Genomic DNA, 21,443 nt, shown 5'->3' with positions numbered 1-21,443 from the left:
CTCGATGAAGAATGGAATCTTCCTCGCGGCGTGCACGGTCCTGACGGGCCTGATCACCAGCGTTACCTTGGCTCAGGCACCCAACAACAATGGGCAACCACTGGGCTTAGCTCAAGAAAATCCGCAGCAGCAGCCCCAACAGCAGTTTGCGCGTCAGGGCTTGCCGCAACAGCAACAGCCGGCTGGGATCATGCCGCCCCCGTTCCAAATCACGGCGGCCGAGGCCCAATACATCGACAAGATCCTGGCGTACTGGGAATTCCGCAGCAAGAAAGTTCACCACTACGAAGCCAACTTCCAGCGTTGGGAGTACGACTCTGTGTTCGGTCCGCCGAGCCCGCAGGTCTACAAGACCTACAGCGAAGGGATGATCAAGTACGAGCAGCCTGATAAAGGTTTGTTCCAGGTCAACGTCATCAAGCATTACGTTCCGCCGAAGGATGATAAACCGGCTGGATACGAACCACGTCCAGCAGAAGTCAACGATCACTGGGTTTGCGATGGCGAATCGATCTTCGAGTTCGATGTGCCTGCGAAGCAGTTGAAAGTTTGGCCTTTGCCACCAGAGCAAAAGGGCCAAGCGATTACCAATGGTCCGCTGCCGTTTTTGTTTGGTGCCAACAAAGAAGAAATCAAATCGCGATTCTATCTGCGAGTCGCTCCCAACCAGGGCAACGCACAAGACGAGTACTGGCTGGAAGCTTGGCCGAAGCGTCCGACCGATGCCGCCGAGTACCGCTTCATTTCGATCTTGATCGACCAGAAGGAGTTTCTGCCGTTCGCCATCGAAGTGTACGACCGGAACTTCAATCCTGAGCCGAAGCAGGGAGAAAAACCCAACTTCTCGCGTACAGTTTACAAGTTCAACGACCGCAAGACGTACGAAGAAGGTGGCCTGACGGCGAACCTGCAGCAGATGTTCAAACGTTCGTTCTACCAACCGCAGCTTCCTGCCGGCTGGCAACGTGTCGTCCAACAAGGCCCAGGCAACGCCATGGGTGGGAATGTCCCGGCCAACGCGGGTCGTCCGCAGCAACAAATGCCGCGTTAGGACTCATTCCACCTAAACCGCCTCGATTCGCACAACATCCACCTTCGCGATTCTTTCACGGATCGTGAAGGTGGATTTTCTTTTGCCCCTTTGCCCCGGGCGCTATAATTCAGTTACTCGAGAATATCGGCTCGAGGACAGGCGTTCGTTTCCCCGGTGGATGAGTTTCCGCATGTTGAGAATTCGCGACACCTGGATCTGGCTGGCAAAGTTTTGCCTGTTCCTGGTTCTGGTCACATTGGCTCCGTTGGTCTCCCGCGCGCAGGAGGAAGGACCGCCAGCGAAACAGCAGGGGGAACCGCCGGCCGCTAAGCTAACCGGAGCCCGCCTCCGAATCCCACTGCCGATCAAGGGTTCGATCGATACGAATGTGAAGCAGTCGCTACAGCGGCTTCTCTCACGGCTCGCCGACGGAGATCCACGCCCAGTTGTCATCCTGGAAATGGATGCCACCAAGGCCGAGCAGACTAACGGAAGCGAATTCGAACGAAGCTTGTCCCTAGCTCGTTTCCTGACCTCGAAAGAAGCGGCCCGCCTCAAGACCGTGGCCTATTTGAAAGGGAAGATCGAAGGACACGCGGTATTGATTCCGTTGGCCTGCGAGCAAATCGTGATGCATCCCGATGCCGAACTTGGCAACGCCGGCATCGATGAATCTTCGATCTCGATGACCATGCGTCACGCTTACGAGGAGATCGCCGGCTACCGAAACACACTTCCGCCGGAACTCGCTTTAGGGATGCTCGATCCCAATCTGGAAATCTACCGCGTGAATAATCGCCGCTTCGTCGATGGCACGCAGTACGAGAAACTGAAAGCGGAAGGGGAGGTCGCTACCTCTGAAAAGCTAGTCGAGCGTGGGAAGATGGCTCTCTTGACTGCCACCGAACTGCGACAAGATTTGCAGTTGATTAGCCACGTTAGCGAAAACTACCGCCAGTTGGCAACGCAATTGGAGATTCCAGAGAACCAAATCACACAAGACCTCGGTCTTGATCGCGATTGGAAAGCGGCTCGCTTCATCATGGACGGGACCATCTCCAACCGAATGGTCCAGCGAACTTCCCTATCGATGCAAGACGCTATCCAGGGTGGCGTGAACTTCGTACTCATCGATCTCCGTTCTGTGGGTGGCGATCCAATTGCCTGCGAAAATATGGTGAACTTTTTGCTGGGCCTGCCTGACTCGGTCCACACGGTCGCCTTGATCACAGATGAGGCCTTAGCGAACTCCGCGTTGATTGCGATGGCCTGCGATGAGATCGCGATTGCCCCGAACGCCAAGCTAGGAGGAACGGGCGAATACGTTTACTCGCGCGAAGGACGTCGTGATCTAGAGAACTATCTGGTGCGAATCTCGCCGGAAGCAAATCGCTCTTGGTCGGTCTGGGGGGCGATGAACGACCCCGACCTGGAAGTCTTCCGATACGAACGACCTGGTACCGCGCTGACCAAGTACCTGTGTGAACGGGAAGCGGCCGAACTTCCCGATGCGAAGGAGTGGAAGCAAGGTCAGGAAATTACCACGGCCAAGGAACCACTGCAACTTTCTGGCAGCAAAGCGTTAGATTGGGGCATCGCCGATTCCCAGGCCGCCAGTGTCGCCGAAGTCGCCCAGCACTACGGATTGCCGGAAGAACTGGAAGTTCCCAAACAAAATTGGGCCCACCGCTTTGTGGAAGTGTTGGCCAGCCCCAGCCTGGCATTCTTCTGCTTGTTTGTCGGCGTGATGGCGATGATCAGCGAGTTCAAAGCGCCCGGGATCGGTGTGCCTGGCTTCATTGCGGCAATTTGCTTTGGGCTCTTCTTTTGGAGTCGTTTTCTAAACGGTACGGCAGGTTGGTTGGAAGCAATGCTGTTTGTCGGCGGCGTCTTCTTCATCTTGATGGAGTTGTTCGTTTTGCCAGGCTTTGGCATCTTCGGACTCGGCGGCGGTTTGATGGTGATCACAGCAATCGTGCTTGCCATGCAAACGTTTGTCTGGCCGCAGACCGATTACGAACTCGAACAGGTTCCCTATTCGCTAGGCACCGTCGTGGTGGTCTTCTTCGGGATGATTGCGGCAGCGATCTTCGCCAAACATATTTTGCCGAAGACGCCGTATTTAAATCAGACGATGCTCGATGCCCCGGATGAAGAAACGATGGAAGAGATTCGCCGCCGCGAGACCATCGTCGATTTGACGCACCTGGTTGGAAATACCGGCAAGGCCCTTACGCCCTTGCGGCCAAGCGGCAAAGCAAAAATCGGGCACGAAATCGTGAGCGTTACGTCCGATGGCGATATGATAGAACAAGGGGAGAAAGTGGTCGTGGTGGAAGTCCGCGGCAATTACGCGATTGTTCGTTCCACAACCTAAAGGAACGTTCTCGACTCGAAGCAACCACAAGGGATCGATCATGTCACCAATCATGCTAGCCTTAGTTCTGCTTGCCGCAGGCTTGGCACTCGCGATCCTGGAGGTGTTTGTCCCCTCTGCCGGTGTGCTCGGATTTCTTTCGATTGTTTCACTGATTAGCTCGGTCATTTACGCCTATTGGAAGTGCGATATGGCAACCGGCACCGCGTTCCTGGCTGCGACGGTCATACTCGTTCCGATCCTCATCAGCATGGCGGTACGCGTCTGGCCGCATACACCGATCGGACGGATGATCTTGCTTGACTCGGCAATCGATCCGCATGCCGATGACGAGGAACGCGCTGCCCGAAATTCCTTAGTTGGCCAACGAGGCATCGCCCGTAGCCGTTTACTGCCAGGTGGCGTGGCGGAAATTAACGGCAAACAGGTCGACGTCGTCATCGTCGGTTCCCCCGCTGAGAAAGGGGATTTGGTCGAAGTCGTCGAAGTCGAAGGGAATCACGTCCTAGTAACCCGGGTCGACGAGAGCGAAATGGAACCGGAACCAGCTGCCGAACCAAGTACCACCAAGTCGCTTACTTCCTTGAATGACGAAATCTTTGAAGATGACCCCTTTGCTTGACTTTCGTCGTCAGAATGGCATAACAAGTGGCTGATATTGAACACCCATCTCGCGGAAATTGATAAACACCCATGCTAAACCTCATCGCATCAAGTTCCCTGTTGGCCGCAGGTTGGGGAACAAACCTCATGATCATCGGGCTGCTGATCTTAGCCCTGTTGATGATGGTGCTGCTGGGCATCATTGCGTTCTTCTTCCGGCTGTGGATTCAGTCGATTTGGACCGGGGCCGGCATTACGTTGTTCGATCTGATGGCGATGACCATCCGTAATGTCAACGCCAAGATGATCGTGCGGGGCAAGATCATGGCCGTGCAAGCTGGCCTGGGAGACGCATCCGGTATTACCTCGAAAGCTTTAGAAGCCCACTACTTAGCTGGTGGCAACGTTCCGCAGGTCATCAAGTCGATGATCGCCGCCAACAAGGCGAAGACCATTCAGCTGACCTTCCGCGAGGCCACGGCTATCGACCTGGCAGGTCGCGACGTGTTGGAAGCTGTGCAAACGAGTGTTTACCCCAAGGTTATCGACTGTCCACCGCGCAACGCCAAACGAACGTCTTTGGATGCGATGGCCAAAAACGGTATTCAATTGAAGGTCAAAGCGCGGGTTACCGTGCGAGCCAACTTACAGCGATTAATTGGTGGTGCCACGGAAGAAACGATTATTGGTCGCGTTGGGGAAGGCATCGTCAGCGCGATCGGTTCAGCCGACACCCACTCGCAGGTGCTTGAGAATCCTGACCTGATCTCCAAAGCGGTGTTGTCGCGACGATTGGACGCCAACACGGCCTTCGAGATCGTTTCCATCGATATCGCAGATATCGACGTCGGCGAGAACATCGGTGCCCGCTTGCAAGCCGACCAGGCCGAAGCCGACACCCAAGTTGCTCGGGCCCGTGCCGAGGGGCGCCGGGCGATGGCCGTTGCCGAAGAACGCGAGAACCTGGCCGAAATCGAAAACGCCCGGGCCATGGTCGTTGACGCCGAAGCGGACGTTCCGAAAGCGATCGCTGAAGCGTTCCGTTCCGGTCAGCTGAGTATCATGGACTACTACTCGCTGCGAAACGTCCAGGCCGATACCGATATGCGAAAGTCGATTGCTCAGACCAGCAATTCACCGACCCCCGCCCAGAAATAGTCCCAATCTCCTAGGATTGAATGTGGGAATTTGGAATCTAATAGCCGCGGACGCCAATGGCCTGGAAGCCCTGATCAAAATCGGGCTGGTCATCCTGTTCATGGTCGGTCCGTATCTATTGCAACTACTGGGAGGCAAAGCCGTGCAAAACGACCGCGGAAACGCTGGAGGGAATCGCCGGCGAGAACCTCAATCCGAACTTGAAAAAGAAATCGCCGACTTCTTGGAACAAAGTCGTCGGGGTGGCAGTTCTCCTTCTCGAACTCCGGCTGAATCGGTCGAGTCACACACTTCCGATGATTTCGTTGTTGCTGAGACCGCTCCGGAAACGTTGCGTGACCATCACTTGGCACCATCTCCGATCGAGTCCCAATCGTTTACTCACCTGGAAGGAATCTCGCAGGACCAGGAAGAGGTGTTTACGCATACTTCCGCCACTGGCGAAGAATTCCGCTATGAAGAGCCAGAGAAATACAACTACGATTCGGATCAGAAGACCGAATCCAGTAGCCCGGCCGCTTCCATTGCCGCGATGTTCCGCGAGCCAGAAAAGGTTCGCAATGCGTTCATTCTGGGCGAGATCATGAACCGCCCCAAACTTCCGCGCCGCAGCTAATCGCTCGCCGACGTTTCCTCTACGATTGCTTCGTATGCCAAGTCGGGAATCTGGGTTTTGTCGTCCCGTGAACCAATTGGTCTGCTTGCTGATTTGCCTCAACTTGCTGGAAAGATATTCGAATGGCCTCGCTTAAGATTGTCCCTCGTACCACGAAAATTGGCTGGATCGGCACCGGTGTCATGGGTTCCAGTATGTGTGGACATCTCATCGAAAAAGGCTTTTCAGCCACGGTTTACAACCGCACCAAGTCGAAAGCAGACGACCTGATCGGCAAAGGTGCCCAGTGGGCCAACACTCCGAAAGAAGTCGCTGAGGCCAGTGACGTGATCTTTACGATCGTTGGGTTTCCGCAAGACGTGCGGGAAGTAATCTTGGGGGAAGACGGCGTTCTGGCTGGCTGCAAGGAAGGAAACGTGATCGTCGACATGACGACCAGCGAACCAACCTTGGCCGTCGAGATCGCCGATACCGCCCAGGGCAAAGGAGTGTACGGGATTGACGCTCCCGTCTCTGGCGGCGATATCGGGGCGAAAGAGGCGCGGCTTTCGATCATGATTGGTGGCGACGAAGCGATTGTCTCCGCGCTTCAGCCCTGCTGGGAATCGATGGGAAAAACGATCGTCCATCAAGGTGGACCAGGCGCCGGGCAACATACCAAGATGGTCAATCAAACATTGATTGCGACCGGCATGATCGGTGTTTGCGAAGCGTTGTTGTACGGCTACAAGGCAGGCCTGAATCTGGAGACGGTCATGCAAAGCGTCAGCTCTGGCGCGGCCGGTAGTTGGAACCTCTCGAATCTCGGCCCAAGGATCATCAACAACAATTTCGATCCGGGCTTCTTCGTCGAGCACTTCATCAAAGACATGGGCATCGCCCTGGCCGAAGCCCGCAAAATGGGGATCGCCATGCCTGGCTTGGCCCTGGCCGAGCAGCTTTACCAAGCCGTCAAAGCTCAAGGACATGGTCGCCTGGGAACGCACGCGTTAGAGCTGGCGTTATGCCAATTGAATAACATCGATTGGAAGAATCGCTGATTCCGCATTGCGTAACTTCTAACGATTTTAACGCTGCAACTCGCACCACACGTTGACTTTTCGCAACCGTTTTCTTTTGACAACATCCGTCCGGATGGCAAGCTTAATTGCGCCGAGTAACCCACAGCATTAAGCGACTAGAAAGCGGAGGCCAGAAATGATTGCCGATGCCATCCCGGAACTGGAATCCGACCCAACTCTCGACTTCCGAGGCGAAGTGCTCATCTGCGACGACGAGCCCGATATCTGCGAGTCGCTGGCGCTGTTTGTTCGCAAACGCGGCTATGACCCGGTCGTCACCCATATGGGTAGCGAATGTGTCAGCCTGGCCATGAAACAGCGTCCCGCCGCCATTCTCCTGGACGTCAATCTGCCAGATCTTTCGGGGCTGGACGTTTGTGCTCAGCTTTCCGATGCGATGCAAACTCGCGAGATCCCGATCATCATTCTCAGTGCCAGCGGCGAAGCGAACATGGTGCAGCAGGTTCGTCGTTGCGGTGCCCGCTTCTACGTTCGCAAACCGTACGATCCCAACACGGTAGTCGCCATCCTGGAGCAAGCCATCCAAGATTCGCAGTCTTGGTAGGCGTTCACGCCCGTTGAATGGTGCCTTAGCAAACGTGCCAGTCGCTAGGCAGTGCCGCTTCGCGACTTCTGCTGGATCGAGGCCAAGATCACGCTGTAAATGTGATCGGCGACCCGCTCTACACTGAGTTGCTGATACTCTTCTTCGGAAATTAACATCCCGATAATGGGCCCGGCCATCTTGTAGTGCATGCACTGTCCGACCGTGCTGAATGCCAACAGTTGACGGTCGACTTTGGGCGTCTCAAGCGGAAGAAGTTGTTCCAGAATCTGGTTAATCCGCTCGAAGTGTGGACGGATAAACTCCTGCACGATGTGCTGCGTGGCTTCAGAGGGGTTGGCCAGCTCCCGAAAGATGAGCAGATGCCGGAAGTCGGAGCGATCTTGAGCGTCCATCGCCATCTTAACCATTTGGTAGATAAACGCTTTCAGCCGAACCTCGGGATCGAGTCCTGGCTCATCCCCGGGGGGAATAAAGCTAGTGGAGACCAGCTTTTGATGCCGCGACCGATGGGCCTCCTTCACCGCCTCGACGTACAAGCCCCGTTTATCCGTGAAGTAGTACTTCACCGCGTTGACGTTCACATCGGCCCGGCCACAAATGCGGCGGACCGTTCCATGGTCGTACCCATGCAGGGCAAATTCCTGGATCGCAGCCATTAGCAACCGCTGCTTTGCCTCTAATGGGGGAGCACTCATGGAAAAATCCGGTAATCGCGATTGTTTTTTAGGAAACTTAGGATACTATCGAATTAAACACGTGTTTAATTGTAGCATCGACTAAGCCGCATTCCACCCTATCGGTTCCTTACGTATCACGAGATCAACCTATGGCGAAGACCACCCAGTTTACTGAGCTGGTTCTCAAGTCCCTCTTTTCGCTCGCCCTGGTCGGTGCCGGTGTGGCGGCGGTTGTCATCTTGGGAAAAGGAAAATCGAAGCCGGATCAGCCACCCCCAGACGACACCCGCGTGGTCAACGTCGAGTCGGCTGCCCTGGAAGAGTCGGAAATCCAATTCGAGGTTGACGGCGTGGTGGTCCCTTACCGCGAGATCAAGCTCGCCGCCGAAGTTGCTGGTCGAGTCACGGACAAGCCTACCGAGTTTCGCGTGGGTCATATCGTCAACAAGGGAAACATGATCGCCCTGATCGATCGTCGCGACTACGACCTCGAACTCGAACGCCTGCAGGAAGAGTTACAACAGGCCAACAACAACATCACCGAGACCGACGTTCAAATCACTTCGACCAATAATCAGATCGCCCTCGCCCAGGAAAATCTCACGATCCAGGAGAAAGCTCGCGAACGGTTTGAAAAACTTTTCAAAAACAAGGCAACTACGGAAGCCAGCCTTGACGACGCCAAACAAGCCGAGATCACTGCCCGAACGACCTTGCAAACGCACCAGGATCAGTTGAATCTACTTCGCGCCACGAAGACTCGCCTGGAAAGCGTCTGTGCTCGCATCAAGTCGGAAATTGCCGCGGCGAAGCTCGAGATCGAACGAACTTCAGTTAAGTCGCCGATCGACGGTATCATCGTGGAAGACAATTTCGAGCAGGACAGTTACCTGCAAAAGGGAACCGCCCTGTGCACGATTCGTGATACCTCGAAGCTCGAAATCAAGTGCAGCCTGCAGCCTTATCAGATGAAGTGGTTGTGGGAATCGTCCACAGGATCGACCGATTCGCCTCGGCTGGGCGCGTACGAACTTCCGGAAACACCCGTTTCAGTTCGGTATCGCTTGGGCAAGGATGTTTTCGTCTGGGCGGGTCGACTCACGCGTTACGATGGGGGCCAGATCGATCAGCAAACCCGCATGATTCCTTGCCGTGTTCAAGTCGACAATCCCATGTCGGTCGGAAGACTAGTCGTTAACGAACAAGATGGCACCGAGAGCGTCGAGCCGGTTACCAATGTGCCGACGTTGATGGTTGGAATGTATGTTCAAGTAATGGTCAGTGTGAAATTAAACACGCCACTGGTTCGCGTTCCTGTCTCCGCGTTGTTCCCAGGCAACCGGCTATGGGTTGTCGAAGAGGACAAGTTACAGCGTCGCCAGGTTTCGGTGCTCGTTACCGAAGGAAAGTCGGCGATTATCTACGCCGACGAGCAGTCCGTTATGCCGGGGGAAAGCATCGTGGTCTCTTCTCTCACGTCGCCATTCAATGGCGCCAAAGTCAAAGTTGTTGAGGCGAAGGAGTAATCATGCAAGGACTCGTTCGCTGGGCGATCTCGAACACGCCCGCCATGAACATCTTGATGATCACGTCGATCGTGGTCGGCTTCCTTTGCCTGAAAGGAATGCAGCGGGAAACGTTCCCCGACTTCGATCTGGACATGATCCTGGTTCAAGTTCCCTACCCGGGAGCTGCCCCGCAAGAAGTTGAAGAAGGCATTTGCCAGAAGATCGAAGAGGCCGTGCGTTCGCTAGATGGCATCAAAAAGGTGACGTCCGTCGCGGCCGAAGGTGCCGGCAGCGTTGTTATCGAACTGGAATCCTCCGTGCTGAATCCAGACCGGGTGTTGGACGAAGTGCGCTCGGAAATCGACCGAATCCCTAGCTTCCCTGCCGAAGCTGAAGATGCGGAAGTGCGCCGGGTCACCACCCGCCGCCCAGTGCTGCGAGTCGGTATTATTGGTCCTGAAAGCGATTCGGAAGACGCGCAGCTTGAACTCCGTCAGGTCGCCGAAGACGTCCGTGACGATCTTCTGCAGTTAGAAGGCGTTTCACAAGTCGACTTCATCAACAACCGCGACTATCAGATTGATGTCGAAATCGACGAGGCCACTCTCCGTTCGCACGGATTGACCCTGGGCAGTGTCGCCGAGATCATCCGCCGAGAAAACCGCGAACTGCCTGCCGGTACGATCCGAGGGCAGTCGCAGGAAGTTTTGTTGCGGGGTAACAACCGTCGCACGACCGGTGTTGAGATCGGCGAGTTGCCACTGATTACGCAGATCGACGGGGCCGTTCTGACGGTCAACGACTTGGGCATGGTCCGCGACGAATTAGCCGACACGACCAATCGGGCCTACATCCTAGGCAAACCGGCGATGGCCCTGACCATCGCTCGTAGCTCAGACGAAGACTTACTGCAGATGGTCGATGCGGTCAAAGAATACGTGAAGAATGCCGAGCTTCCTACTGGCTACGAGATCATGACTTGGAGTGATCAGTCCGTCGAAGTTCGTGGCCGACTGAACTTGCTGATCGAAAATGCGGTTTATGGTTTGGCAATCGTTTTCCTGCTGCTGATCCTGTTCCTCGATCTGGAACTGGCGATGTGGGTTTCGATGGGGATTCCGTTCTCGATCTTCGCCGCTGGCGTCTATCTCTACTTCGCCGGCGAGACCATGAACATGATCTCGATGTTTGGGTTTCTGATGGCGTTGGGTATCGTCGTGGACGACGCGATTGTGGTGGGCGAGAACATTTACGCTCACCGGCAGATGGGCAAACCGCTGATGGACTCGGCGATCGACGGTACCACAGAAGTGATGAACTCGGTCGCCTCGTCAACGGCCACCACCGTGATGGCGTTCACTCCCCTACTGTTTGTCAGTGGGGTGATGGGCAAGTTCATGGCCGTGATGCCGATGGCAATCATCGCGATCTTGATTGCTTCGCTATTCGAGTGTTTGACGATTCTGCCGTGTCACTTGGCGCACAAGAACGGCATGCTGATGACGATCATGAGTTGGGTTTTATTCCCTCTCACTTGGACGTTGCCGATCATCCATTGGGCCAGCCGCACGACATCGAGGTTCCTCGATTGGTTCGTACGCACGATTTACGAACCTAGTCTGCATTGGGCCCTACATAATCGCTTGATCGTCTGCGGTGGCGGTATCGGAGTCATCTTGGTGACCGTCGGCTTGGTTCGCTCGGGCATGGCACCTTTTGAATTCATGCCTGAGATCGACGGCAACACGGTACAAGCAAAGATCACCTTCCCTGACGGAACCCCGGAGCGGGTCACTCAGCAGTGGACCAAGTACATCGAAGATGCTTACTGGCGTGTCAACGAGCGGATGTCACCGGAAGGAGAAAGTCTGGGACAGGTTTCATTCCGCACGGTCGGCTCGCAAGTTTCTGGTGGTGGCCCTCCTGGTGCCAACGCCAACGAAGCGAACGGCAGTCATGTCGGCAGTGTGGAAATTGAGCTGCAAGATACCGAAGAACGCGAAGTCAGCAGTGAAGCGATCGTCGTCCAGTGGCGTAACGAAGTCGGCCTAATACCAGGGGCGGAAACGTTGACCATCGGCGCCATGGCAATGGGTCCCGGGGCGACGCCGATCGAATTCCGTCTACTTGCCGATAGCGAACACATGGACCAACTGGAAGCGGCTGTCGACAAGACAAAAGCGGAGATGGAAACCTACAGCGGCTTAAAGGACATCACTGACGATTCGATTCCTGGCAAATGGGAATATCGATTCCGCATCAAGCCCGATGCTCAGTCGCTCGGCGTTAGCACGGCCGATCTCGCGGAAACTGTCCGCAATGCATTTTATGGCCAGGAGGTCATGCGGGTTCAGCGTGGCCGGCACGAAGTGAAGATCATGGTTCGCTATCCGCAGAAGGATCGCCATCGATTGACTTCGTTCGATGAACTTCGCATTCGCCTGAACGACGGCATCGAACGTCCAATCACGGAACTCGCCGAAGTCGATATCGTTCGCAGCTATTCCGAAATCAACCGCGTGAAGCAGCAGCGTTCGATCAAAATCTCTGCTGACCTGGACCGTAAAACCGGCAACGAAGGAGAGATCGTCGCCAGCTTAAAACAAGACTTTATGCCAAAACTGCTGAAAGAATTCCCCAACGTCAGCGTAACCTGGGAAGGGCAAAACGAACAACGTCAGGAATCGCTGGGCAGTCTCTTCGTTGGATTTGGCATCGCCTTGCTGGGAATGTTCGTGCTGCTCGCCTTTGAATTCAAATCATATTTTCAGCCACTTTTGATCTTGGCGATCATTCCTTTTGGTGCGATTGGGGCCGTGTTTGGCCACGCGATCATGGGGATTCCGCTCACGCTGTTCAGCATGTTCGGTCTGGTCGCTTTGACCGGGATCGTGGTGAACGACTCGATCGTGCTGGTCGACTTCATCAATCAACGTGTCCATCAAGGACTTCCGATAAAACAGGCATTGCTCGAAGCTGGCACCCGTCGCTTCCGTCCCGTGCTTTTAACCACTATCACCACAGTGGGTGGTCTTTCGCCACTGCTAACCGAAACTTCGTTGCAAGCTCAATTGTTGATCCCGATGGCAACGAGCATTGCCTTCGGAGAAATCTTTGCCACGGTCCTGGTCTTGTTCCTGGTGCCAGTCGGATATTCGATGAAAGTAAGCTTCATCGAGTTCTTCGCTCCCGGCACATTCCATGACAATATCCACGGTGAAGGCACCTTCGATGAGGATACGGTCATTGAACACCCGGAGGTTCAAGTCGCGGCGATGAGTAACGGTTCGGCGAAATCGCCGCCAGCCCAACAGCCCTCGCACGCGGCGACCTAGTTGCCTTGGGCCTGTTTGCGGAGAATAACTTCTTGTTCGTTCTCTGCTCAGTTTGCCTAAGGAACCGTTCATGGATCTGCAACTCAACAACAAGAACGCCCTGGTCACCGGCTCGACCAAGGGCATCGGTTACGCGATCGCTCAAGTGTTAGCTCAAGAGGGGGCTAACGTCATCGTCAATGGACGTAGCCAAGAATCATCCGACAAAGCGGCCAGCAGCATCGGCCATGGCGCGCGTGGCATTGCCGCTGATGTTTCCACCGCGGAAGGTTGTAACAAGCTGCTGAAAGACGCAGGCCAAATCGACATCCTGGTGAACAACGCCGGCATCTTCGAACCAAAGCCGTTTGTCGAAATCCCCGACGCCGATTGGGAGAGATTCTACGAAGTCAACGTCATGTCAGGCGTTCGTCTTACCCGCGCGGTACTGCCAGGGATGCTCGAACGCAATTGGGGACGCGTGCTGTTTGTTTCGAGTGAAAGTGGCGTTCAGATTCCGGCCGAGATGATCCATTACGGCATGACCAAAGCCGCGAACATCGCACTGGTAAATGGTATCGCTCGTCTGACCAAAGGAACGCATGTTACTGTGAACGCGATTTTGCCAGGCCCGACCGCCTCGGAAGGTGTTTCCAATTTCGTGGGCGAAATGGCCAAAGATGCCAATCTGTCGAAAGACGAATTTGAAAAAGAGTTCTTTGAATCGGCCCGCCCCACATCGCTAATCCAACGCTTTGCCGAAGTTGAAGAAGTCGCCAATACGACGGCGTATTACTGCTCGCCCTTATCGAGCGCGACCAACGGCGCTGCGATTCGCGTTGACGGTGGGGTTGTGCTAGGAACTTAAGCGAGGCGAAACCAATCGTATGGCAGCCGGGTACTTCCAGTAGTTCACCAATTGACATGACTGCGAGGTAATTCATGTTCCGGCGCCGCTCGATTTGGATTTTGTTGCTTGCGTTTGGCTTAGGCTGGATTGCCTCGGATCAAGGAGATTTCCAAGCGGCCGAACTGCCGGAAAAACCGCAGCCCGGCCAGTTCGAGATCACCACGAAGTCGGATGGTTACAGCCGAACCGCTTTGATCCATATACCCAAGGGCTATCAAGCCAGCAGCCCACCACCGCTGGTGATCGCCCTGCACGGCGCCGGTGGTGGCGGCGAGTCGATCCTGACGCATGATCGCTGGGCGAAGCTGGCCGATCAGAAGGGGTTCATTGTCGTCGCACCCGATGGCCTTCCAGCCCGGCCGCGGCTGCCTGGTAACTTTCTAGCCAATCCCCAGCTTTGGAACTCAGGGCAACTGCGTGAAGGCGCCCCGCGGGCGAAAATCGATGATGTCGCTTACATCCGCACACTTCTTGATGAACTAAAGACTAAGGTCCCCTACGATACGACCAAAGTCTTTGCCACCGGACATAGTAACGGCGGCGGCATGACATTCCGCTTGGGGGCAGAAATGGCCGATCGTTTAGCGGCCATTGGTACCGTGGCTGGGATGGTGGCGATCGAGAAGCCGCAGCCCGCCAAGCCGTTGCCTACCCTCTTCATCTTCGGTACCGAAGACCCACTGCTTCCTCTCAAAGGAGGTGAATCGAGTTTGCCTTGGGGCTCGCGGACCACGCCTCCGGTTAAGGATCTGTTAGCCAAGTGGGCGTCGGCAATCAACTGCCAAACCGAAGTCGCTATTGTCAAAGAAGATGACGCTTCGCAATTGGTTCGTTATCCCTCGAAGAACGCTGGCCCTGAGTTGTTTGTGCTTTACCTCAAAGGGCACGGCCACGCCTGGCCTGGCGGCACACGAGAAGTCCCCGCCCGTGTTCAGGAAATGACTGGTCCAAACACCAGCAAGCTCGACGCGGCCGCCGAGCTTTGGAAGTTCTTCGAGCAAAGCACGAAGTAGCCAAGTCGGCTATTCGTGCCCGCCGGTCTGCGGTCCCTTTTTCAGATTCGAGAGAAACTCGACCAGATCGCGCAGTTCTGTCTTGTTCAGATGCTTGTAGATATCATCCGGCATCGGACTCTTGGCACTCTTGCGACCTTCGATATCGTCCTGTGGAATCGTGATCAGCTTGCCATCGGAGTCGACCAGGCTGATCGCGTCGTCCGTTTCCTCTTTGATCACGCCGGAGTAAGTCTGTCCATCAACGGTCAGCACCAAGATCGACTCGAATCCTTCGGCGATCTTCGCGTTGGGCAGCACGACCGCTTCCAACAAGTATTCGCGCGGCTTCGTTTCGCTCAATGCATCGAGTTCAGGACCAACGCGACCACCAGTTCCCATCGCACGGTGACAACGCACGCAGGAGACTTCGGTTTTCTCGAAGAAGATCTTACGACCACGCTCGAAATCGCCACCCTCCAAGGCCACACGGTACTCGGCCAACGGATCGGCTGGATCGAGCGACAGGCGATACTTTTCCAGCAGTGAAGCAATCTCTGGCGAATCCTTGAAGGCTGAAGCGGCTTCGATCGCATCGAGTCGCGAATCGACCGCCAGCTTGTCGTTGAGCAATTTCTCCATCGCCTTGACGACGATCGCCTGACCACCTTCGGGCTTCACGCTGGCCAACGCCGCCAAAGCTCGCTGACGTTCGATCGTCGATTCGGAATCGACTCCTTTGGCGAGGGCCTCCGCCGCTTCACTGGGAGCCAGCTTGGCAAGTTGCTCACGAGCGATCGCCCGCAGCAGGGGTGCGTCAGACTTCAACGCTTCCTTCACAATCGGCATTACCTGCTCCGCATCGACGCTCGCTAAGGCGGCGATCGCATCGGCACGCGTTTCCACTGGCTGCTTAGGATCGTTCGCCAAGCCGATCAGCACCGGCGCAACTTCCTTAATTCCTAACGAAGCCGCCAGTTGGGCCGCCCGGTTTCGCACCTTTTCGTCGGTGGTCAACAGCTTGGACAGCGATTGGGCCAAGGCTTCCTTAGCAACCGCTTGGTCACGGTTTTCCAGCGGACGATAGAAGTTGAGGACGCGGTCGAGCTGACCTGGCTCTTTCCAACTGGCCAGCATCTCTAAAGCCTCGAGCCGCATATCTTCCGGCATGTCGCTACGTGTCGCATAGCGAGCCAACGCTTCCGCATTTTCCGGTTCACCTAAACGGAAGTTGGCGTTCAGCACACGGCGAAGTAGGGCGTCGTTCTTCCAGCCCGAATCGATCAGCCGGGCAGCTTGCCCCATGGCGTTCTCCATCGGTAGATCATGAATGGCACGCACCGCTTCCAGCACGACCAGTTCGTTGCCGTCAGAGAGGAAACGCACCACGGAAGGACTTTCCAACCGACGCAAAGCGACAACGGCTGCGATTCGCACGCTGGCCGAAGGATGGTTAGCCAAGTCCGAAAGGGACTGAATATTTCGCATGCCGGTCAAGGCCATAATGCCACCGTGACGTAGCGCAGGATCTTGATCAGCATTCTTCGCCAAGATTGTAGCGACACGGTCGATCACCTGATTCGGATCCCCATGCGGTCCAGCGTTGCCCAAGCCCAACATGGCAAAATAGAGGACGCGGGCGTTGTCGTCTTCCAACAATTTGGGCAGCCCATAAATGACACGCAACTCACCAAGCACACGACCGACTTGGGCACGGATTTCTGGATCTTCATCAGTGACTAACACGTTTGAGAGAACGTCGACGGTTTCAACACGCTGCGCAATCTTTGACTTGTTCTCTGCGATCTGCCCAATGCCCCAGATGGCATGAATACGTGCGAGCTGCGGTAGGTTGGTATCCTTGGCCACTTCTTCCAATACGTTCAACTTGTCAGCCGCTGCGAGGGCGAACTGAGCTTTCATGCGTACTCGCCGATCGGCATGTTGAAGTAGTTTGGCCAGTTCATCATCCGACTTCTTCGAGAAGTCGCGGGGTAACAGCTCTTTAACCTCCGCGATCAGCTCAGCGTCTTCTGGGTTCTCTTTCGCCACGCGATACAAACGGCCTTTGTTCAGCCCCGTCCAACCATCGACCCAGTCACTGATGTACATCGCACCATCTGGCCCGAAGTCGACGTCGGTGCACAAGATCTGCCAGACAAACTGTTCGGAATCAACCAGATCGAAAGTCGCTCCATTCGGCTTCATTTTGAAGGTACGAATCCCACTGTTCGCCGGAGCACCACGGAAGTCGCAGAGAAAGAACGTTCCGTTGAACTCTTTTCCGAAACCGGTCCCCGGGTAGTAGACCAAACCGCTCGGTCCGTCTGAGATGTTGATGATCGGCGGAACAATGTAAGCGGCCTGACCTTCATGATGCGGATGCCACAGTTTCTCACGATTCCACGGACCTCGGTCACTCAGGTATTGGTAGGCCATGTTCCAACCGGTGTGGCCTCCCTTTAGCAAGTAGTTCCAACGCGCCTGATCGCCACTGTCGGAGTTGTTGTCGCAAGTAAACAGATTGCCGTAATCATCGAAGGCCAGCTCTTGCGGGTTGCGTAGTCCCGTGCAGAAGACCTCCAGATTGGAACCATCGGGGTTACAGCGAAACACCGCGCCGGAACCAGGATCTTTCAGCTTTGTACCGTCGGCATCGATGTTGTAACCGCGGTCGCCGATGCTGTAGTAGATCTTGCCATCTGGGCCCAAGGTTAGCCCGTGAAGGTCGTGTCCGCGAAATGCGAATCGAACGCCATAACCTTCACTAAGCGCAGTCTTCTCGTCCGCTACGCCGTCGCCGTCTTCGTCACGCAGTTTCCAGACGTAAGGGATGTTGGTGTAGAAGACGTCGCCGTTGAGAGCCAACACGCCTGCTCCCGTTCCCTCGACAATATCGTTGTAGCCGGCCGAGAAGACAGTGTCCTTATCGGCCTTGCCATCTCCATCGGTATCGATCAATAGGCGAATTCGGTCGTCGTGTTGGGTATACTTTTCTGCAGCTTCCGGATGATGCTTTAAGATATATGCACGACGGTCTTCCACCGAATGGGCGGCCAAATCGTCGACCAGCCAGTAGTTGTGACCACGATTGTCCTCGACCCCTTGTCCCTGACGATACGTTTCGGCGATGTAGACGCGGCCAAGATCATCGATACAAAAAGCTACCGGGTTCGCCATCATCGGTTCGGCAGCGAACAACGTCATGTCGTAGCCGTCGGGGACCTTGAATCCCGTGATTGCTTGCTCCCCTTCATCCGAAGCTGGGGCCAACTGAGGAACTTCTGGTTCGGGCACTTGGGCGTGTACCAACGAACCGGTTCCTACGAGTGCTCCCAATACGAGGCAGAGATAAATCAAGCGTTTCTCGGTCTTCAAGATGAGATTCCTTCGCACAGATCAGTTCGGTCGAGCCCTGAGATACATTCCGCAAAGTGATGGATTTCGCGGCGTTTTTCAGGGTGGAGGGATGAGATAAGGAAAAAGCTATCGGTTCACGGTAAACTTTTAAGAGTAGTCCGTTTCCAAGCGTCTCACAAGATTCTACAAATTTCCTGACATACGTTTTTTTACATCCTCGCGTCCTGGCATCAGGGCCACTTACTCGGTTTTTCACGACTCATGAGCGTCACCTGCGACAAGTGCGGCGAAGAACTAATGGGGGCGGTGAATCGCTGCTGGAAGTGCGGTACGCAGTTTAAGCGGGTTGAAAGTGCTCCGATTCCGCCCATTCGGCGTTCTCCGGTGTTGGCAGCTTATGTTCAGCCTATTGCGGACGCGCCGCCAATAACCATCGAGAACGAGGTCTACGAAGCGGTCCTCGAAGAAGAGCCCAGCCCGGCGTCCCCTTCGCAAGCTGAGCCAGAGGAACATTCCAGAAATAGCCCACCAACGGCCTTTGATCCTGCGAAGCTCGATTATCCCAGCCTTAGCAACTCGGCCCTGGCGGTCATGGCCAGCTTCATGGCAATGTATTCGAGCTTTGCGATTCCGCTGGGGCTTGTCGCCTCGGTCTTGAGTATTCACCTGCTAAATCACCGTCGTTCAATCACCCGGTGGATCGGATTTGCCCTCGGCGTAATCGCGTTGATCATGACCTTGGCCTGCCTCATTTCCTCGGTCTACGCTTGGTGGACGGGAGGAAATCTCTACCGAGCTTTGATGGGGACGCCGTTTTGATCGATCCTCATTCGAGTGCTGCGTCGAAAGAGACCATTCGCCGGGGCGTCCTTGCCGCGCGTCGGGCTTTGGCCGATCGAGACCAACGCAGCCAAGTCATTGGTGACCGGTTTCTGCAAGTGTTCCCGCTGGAGGATCTTCGCCATCCCCTTGTCTATGTAAGCGTTCGTGACGAAGTCACGACGATTCGACTGCTCGAAAGTTGCCTCATTCAGTTTCGGGAAGTGGTCGTTCCCTACTGCTTGCCTGATTACCAATTGGCTTTGTTTCCATTACGCGAGATGACGGAACTTCGTAGTGGGAAGTACGGAATTCTAGAGCCCGATGAGCAACTGCGTGCCGAGCGAACCGTCGATCCCCAATCGATTGATCTGGCGGTCGTGCCTGGTGTTGCCTTCGATCGGAAGGGGAATCGGCTGGGATATGGCAAAGGCTATTTCGATCGGCTTCTAGCTCGCCTCCGCCCCGATTGCCCGAGAGTTGCGTTGGCGTTCGATTGCCAATTGGTCGATACCATCCCGGCCGAGGCGCATGATATCCCTCTGCAAACGATCGTCACCGAGACGCGCACAATTGACTGCCAGTCCCTTTAGACCGACCTAAGTTGGGAGAATCCCATTCCAAAGAAGCTGGGAGCCGGTCTTCTATTTCATTCCAGCCATCTGCTGCTCGATCCAGTGCTCGAGCTCTTTCCAGTCAATTTCTGGCACCGGGCACAAGTCGGGGCGTAAACGTACGGCATCGCGGACGTAAACGTGATGAATCGCGTCTTGTGCTTTGTCGGTATTCCAGTGCATCAGAATCCGCACGCACATCGGCAGCGAGCCAGGCACACTGATCTCGTGCGTGCAAATCAGCGGAACATCCATCCAACCTAACTGACGAGCCGCCAACGCCGGGAACTCGGCGTTCAAGTCGCTTGTCACCGTAAAGATAACGCTGGCAACATCTTTCGAGTCGATTTCATTGCTGCGAATGATGAGCGCCATCAACTGCCGAGTCGCTTCCAGGATCTCATCTCGATCGTTATGAGTAACCGTGGTGGCCCCGCGAACGCCTCGACAGATCATGACAGTTGCTTTCTTTGGTTGGACGAAACGAATACAGACTTATCTAAGCTCGCAATGATTTAAGCCGGGCATTTTAGCAAAAACGAGCGATGAAATCTGGCACGAAACGACTAGATCCGTGGGAACAACGCTAGATTCCGTCGTAATAGAAGCCTGCGTTTGGGATAACGGAAGGCAAATTGACGACGTTTCTATTCAAATCCCAGGCCTCGCCGATTGTTACGTCGTGATTCTTTTCGACTTTCATACGTGCTGCGATATCGACACAAACCTTGAGAATGGCAAAAGTGACGCCGTGGACTTTGGTGCAGTAAAGACCGGTAAGCTCGTAATAGTAGATCCCCTGGGCCAAATGCGCGAGTACTTCGGCATCTTGGCCGAGCATCGGATGCCCCCAACCATCGCAGACGGCGTGCGTCGCCTCGTGGACGATGATCGACTTCTCTAGTGGATCGGCGGGTTCCTGGAATCCGACAGACATCATCCCGGTCTGCGTACCGACATTCGCATGGGTATAGCGAGCATCTTTCTTCAAGGCGCTCATGTGAACCACGGCAATACGTCCCGCTTCAATGACATCCGCTACCCTTCGGAAAAACCTCGGTTCAATGGAATAGACGCCCAAGCGAAAACGGATTGAATTGATCGCAGAGCTTCTCAGAACCCTCAAAACCCCCTCGACTTCTGGGGCGAGGGTTGGCTTTAATTTGGGTGCCGTGGTGGGTCCATTTAACTTTGCGAGTGTCTGACCGTTGGGATCTACGCGTCGATCGGGGTTATTGAAACCGAGATAAACCCGCTGAAACGAACCAATCGCATTCTTCGTAAGACTGCCCGCAATTCCGTCCGGCTCTAACGGATCCCCCAGCAACCGCCCAGGCCCAATAAATCGATTGAGCAGATTCTGTACTGCGACCACATCGGAAGCTCGATTCAAACCATTCCGCCCCACGCTGTTCTTAATAGCAACCATCGCTGCTCTTCCCTTCAAACCGTCCGTATCCACTCTTTCAGCGAGGCACACTGCACTCGCCGCCCAGAATGAATGTCGCGAGAAGAGAAAACCTGTTGCGGACAAAGAGGTCCGATTTAGCAAATATCCAGCTCCAAGGCCTTCACAGCGAGAAACCCACACGATCCATGGAAATTCTATTCCCTTACGCTACCAGTACTTACGCGTTCTCTTCGCAAATTCTACTCAAAAAGCACCCGTGCCCCTTTGACGCCGATCCAAGAACCGGTACTATATACCTTCTCGCCTGACACGACTGACGTCGACAGGGGAGAAAGCGAAAGCTAATTGATCTTTGACAATTTGGTAGTGACCTCTGTTTGAGAACGAAGGTGGTTGTGTTTTCGGAGGCTACTTCGGTGGCT

Annotated in this window: 17 protein-coding genes; 13 read left to right on the top strand and 4 right to left on the bottom strand. The window is 55.0% G+C overall.

From position 1 onward, the window contains the following. Positions 1-4 precede the first annotated feature (4 nt). The 7 genes from C5Y83_RS01590 to C5Y83_RS01560 all read left to right on the top strand — a co-directional run bounded on the left by C5Y83_RS01590 (position 5) and on the right by C5Y83_RS01560 (position 7,413). Positions 5-1,051, top strand: coding sequence for a hypothetical protein (locus C5Y83_RS01590; protein ID WP_105327904.1), 1,047 nt, complete (start codon positions 5-7; stop codon positions 1,049-1,051). A 172-nt stretch (positions 1,052-1,223) separates the two neighbouring features. Then, a complete protein-coding gene (locus C5Y83_RS01585; RefSeq protein WP_158262186.1) occupies positions 1,224-3,410 on the top strand; it encodes an NfeD family protein in 2,187 nt (728 codons plus the stop codon). A 40-nt stretch (positions 3,411-3,450) separates the two neighbouring features. Continuing rightward, positions 3,451-4,032: an NfeD family protein gene (locus C5Y83_RS01580; RefSeq protein ID WP_105327902.1), complete on the top strand. Its 582-nt coding sequence runs from the start codon at positions 3,451-3,453 to the stop codon at positions 4,030-4,032. A gap of 71 nt (positions 4,033-4,103) precedes the next feature. After that, positions 4,104-5,171: a flotillin-like protein FloA gene (floA, locus tag C5Y83_RS01575; protein ID WP_105327901.1), complete on the top strand. Its 1,068-nt coding sequence runs from the start codon at positions 4,104-4,106 to the stop codon at positions 5,169-5,171. 22 nt (positions 5,172-5,193) lie between these two features. Further along, entirely contained in the window at positions 5,194-5,787 is a 594-nt protein-coding gene (locus C5Y83_RS01570) for a hypothetical protein (RefSeq protein WP_105327900.1), read from the top strand. Between the two features lie 122 nt (positions 5,788-5,909). Beyond that, positions 5,910-6,827: an NAD(P)-dependent oxidoreductase gene (locus C5Y83_RS01565; RefSeq protein ID WP_105327899.1), complete on the top strand. Its 918-nt coding sequence runs from the start codon at positions 5,910-5,912 to the stop codon at positions 6,825-6,827. Positions 6,828-6,984: 157 nt separating this feature from the next. Continuing rightward, positions 6,985-7,413 carry a response regulator gene (locus C5Y83_RS01560; protein WP_105327898.1) on the top strand — a complete coding sequence of 143 codons (429 nt, stop codon included), beginning with the start codon at positions 6,985-6,987 and terminating at the stop codon, positions 7,411-7,413. A 44-nt stretch (positions 7,414-7,457) separates the two neighbouring features. Here the strand turns inward: C5Y83_RS01560 and C5Y83_RS01555 are convergent, their stop codons facing one another. Next, positions 7,458-8,111 carry a CerR family C-terminal domain-containing protein gene (locus C5Y83_RS01555; RefSeq protein ID WP_105327897.1) on the bottom strand — a complete coding sequence of 218 codons (654 nt, stop codon included), beginning with the start codon at positions 8,109-8,111 and terminating at the stop codon, positions 7,458-7,460. A gap of 131 nt (positions 8,112-8,242) precedes the next feature. On the opposite strand from C5Y83_RS01555, the gene C5Y83_RS01550 reads away from it, so the two are divergent. From C5Y83_RS01550 to C5Y83_RS01535, 4 genes are all read left to right on the top strand, one after another. Further along, positions 8,243-9,619: an efflux RND transporter periplasmic adaptor subunit gene (locus C5Y83_RS01550; RefSeq protein ID WP_105327896.1), complete on the top strand. Its 1,377-nt coding sequence runs from the start codon at positions 8,243-8,245 to the stop codon at positions 9,617-9,619. A 2-nt stretch (positions 9,620-9,621) separates the two neighbouring features. After that, positions 9,622-12,936 (top strand): efflux RND transporter permease subunit, encoded by a 3,315-nt coding sequence (locus C5Y83_RS01545; RefSeq protein WP_105327895.1) that lies wholly within the window; start codon positions 9,622-9,624, stop codon positions 12,934-12,936. 70 nt (positions 12,937-13,006) lie between these two features. Beyond that, complete coding sequence (locus C5Y83_RS01540) at positions 13,007-13,783, top strand: SDR family NAD(P)-dependent oxidoreductase (protein WP_105327894.1); 777 nt, start codon at positions 13,007-13,009, stop codon at positions 13,781-13,783. A 74-nt stretch (positions 13,784-13,857) separates the two neighbouring features. Next, positions 13,858-14,838: an alpha/beta hydrolase family esterase gene (locus C5Y83_RS01535; RefSeq protein ID WP_105327893.1), complete on the top strand. Its 981-nt coding sequence runs from the start codon at positions 13,858-13,860 to the stop codon at positions 14,836-14,838. Between the two features lie 9 nt (positions 14,839-14,847). On the opposite strand, the gene C5Y83_RS01530 is transcribed toward C5Y83_RS01535, so the two are convergent. After that, on the bottom strand, positions 14,848-18,195 hold the full coding sequence (locus C5Y83_RS01530) for a PVC-type heme-binding CxxCH protein (RefSeq protein WP_233207028.1): 3,348 nt from the start codon (positions 18,193-18,195) through the stop codon (positions 14,848-14,850). A gap of 243 nt (positions 18,196-18,438) precedes the next feature. On the opposite strand from C5Y83_RS01530, the gene C5Y83_RS29285 reads away from it, so the two are divergent. Then, positions 18,439-18,996, top strand: coding sequence for a hypothetical protein (locus C5Y83_RS29285; RefSeq protein WP_158262185.1), 558 nt, complete (start codon positions 18,439-18,441; stop codon positions 18,994-18,996). Then, positions 18,993-19,589, top strand: a complete 597-nt coding sequence (locus tag C5Y83_RS01525) for a 5-formyltetrahydrofolate cyclo-ligase (RefSeq protein WP_158262184.1) — start codon at positions 18,993-18,995, stop codon at positions 19,587-19,589. Before C5Y83_RS29285 ends, C5Y83_RS01525 begins: the two co-directional genes overlap by 4 nt. Before the next feature lie 51 nt (positions 19,590-19,640). On the opposite strand, the gene aroH is transcribed toward C5Y83_RS01525, so the two are convergent. Together aroH and C5Y83_RS01515 are read right to left on the bottom strand one after the other, a co-directional pair. Continuing rightward, the gene (gene aroH / locus C5Y83_RS01520) at positions 19,641-20,066 is read right to left on the bottom strand and encodes a chorismate mutase (protein ID WP_105327891.1); all 426 of its coding nucleotides are present in this window, start codon (positions 20,064-20,066) and stop codon (positions 19,641-19,643) included. A gap of 130 nt (positions 20,067-20,196) precedes the next feature. Beyond that, positions 20,197-21,039, bottom strand: a complete 843-nt coding sequence (locus C5Y83_RS01515) for a peptidoglycan-binding domain-containing protein (RefSeq protein WP_105327890.1) — start codon at positions 21,037-21,039, stop codon at positions 20,197-20,199. Between the last annotated feature and the right edge of the window lie 404 nt (positions 21,040-21,443).

Source organism: Blastopirellula marina (assembly GCF_002967765.1).
Classification (GTDB): Bacteria; Planctomycetota; Planctomycetia; order Pirellulales; family Pirellulaceae; genus Bremerella; species Bremerella marina_A.
The sequence above is the reverse complement of the archived record's forward strand: the minus strand, read 5'-3'. Positions and strand labels throughout refer to the sequence as shown.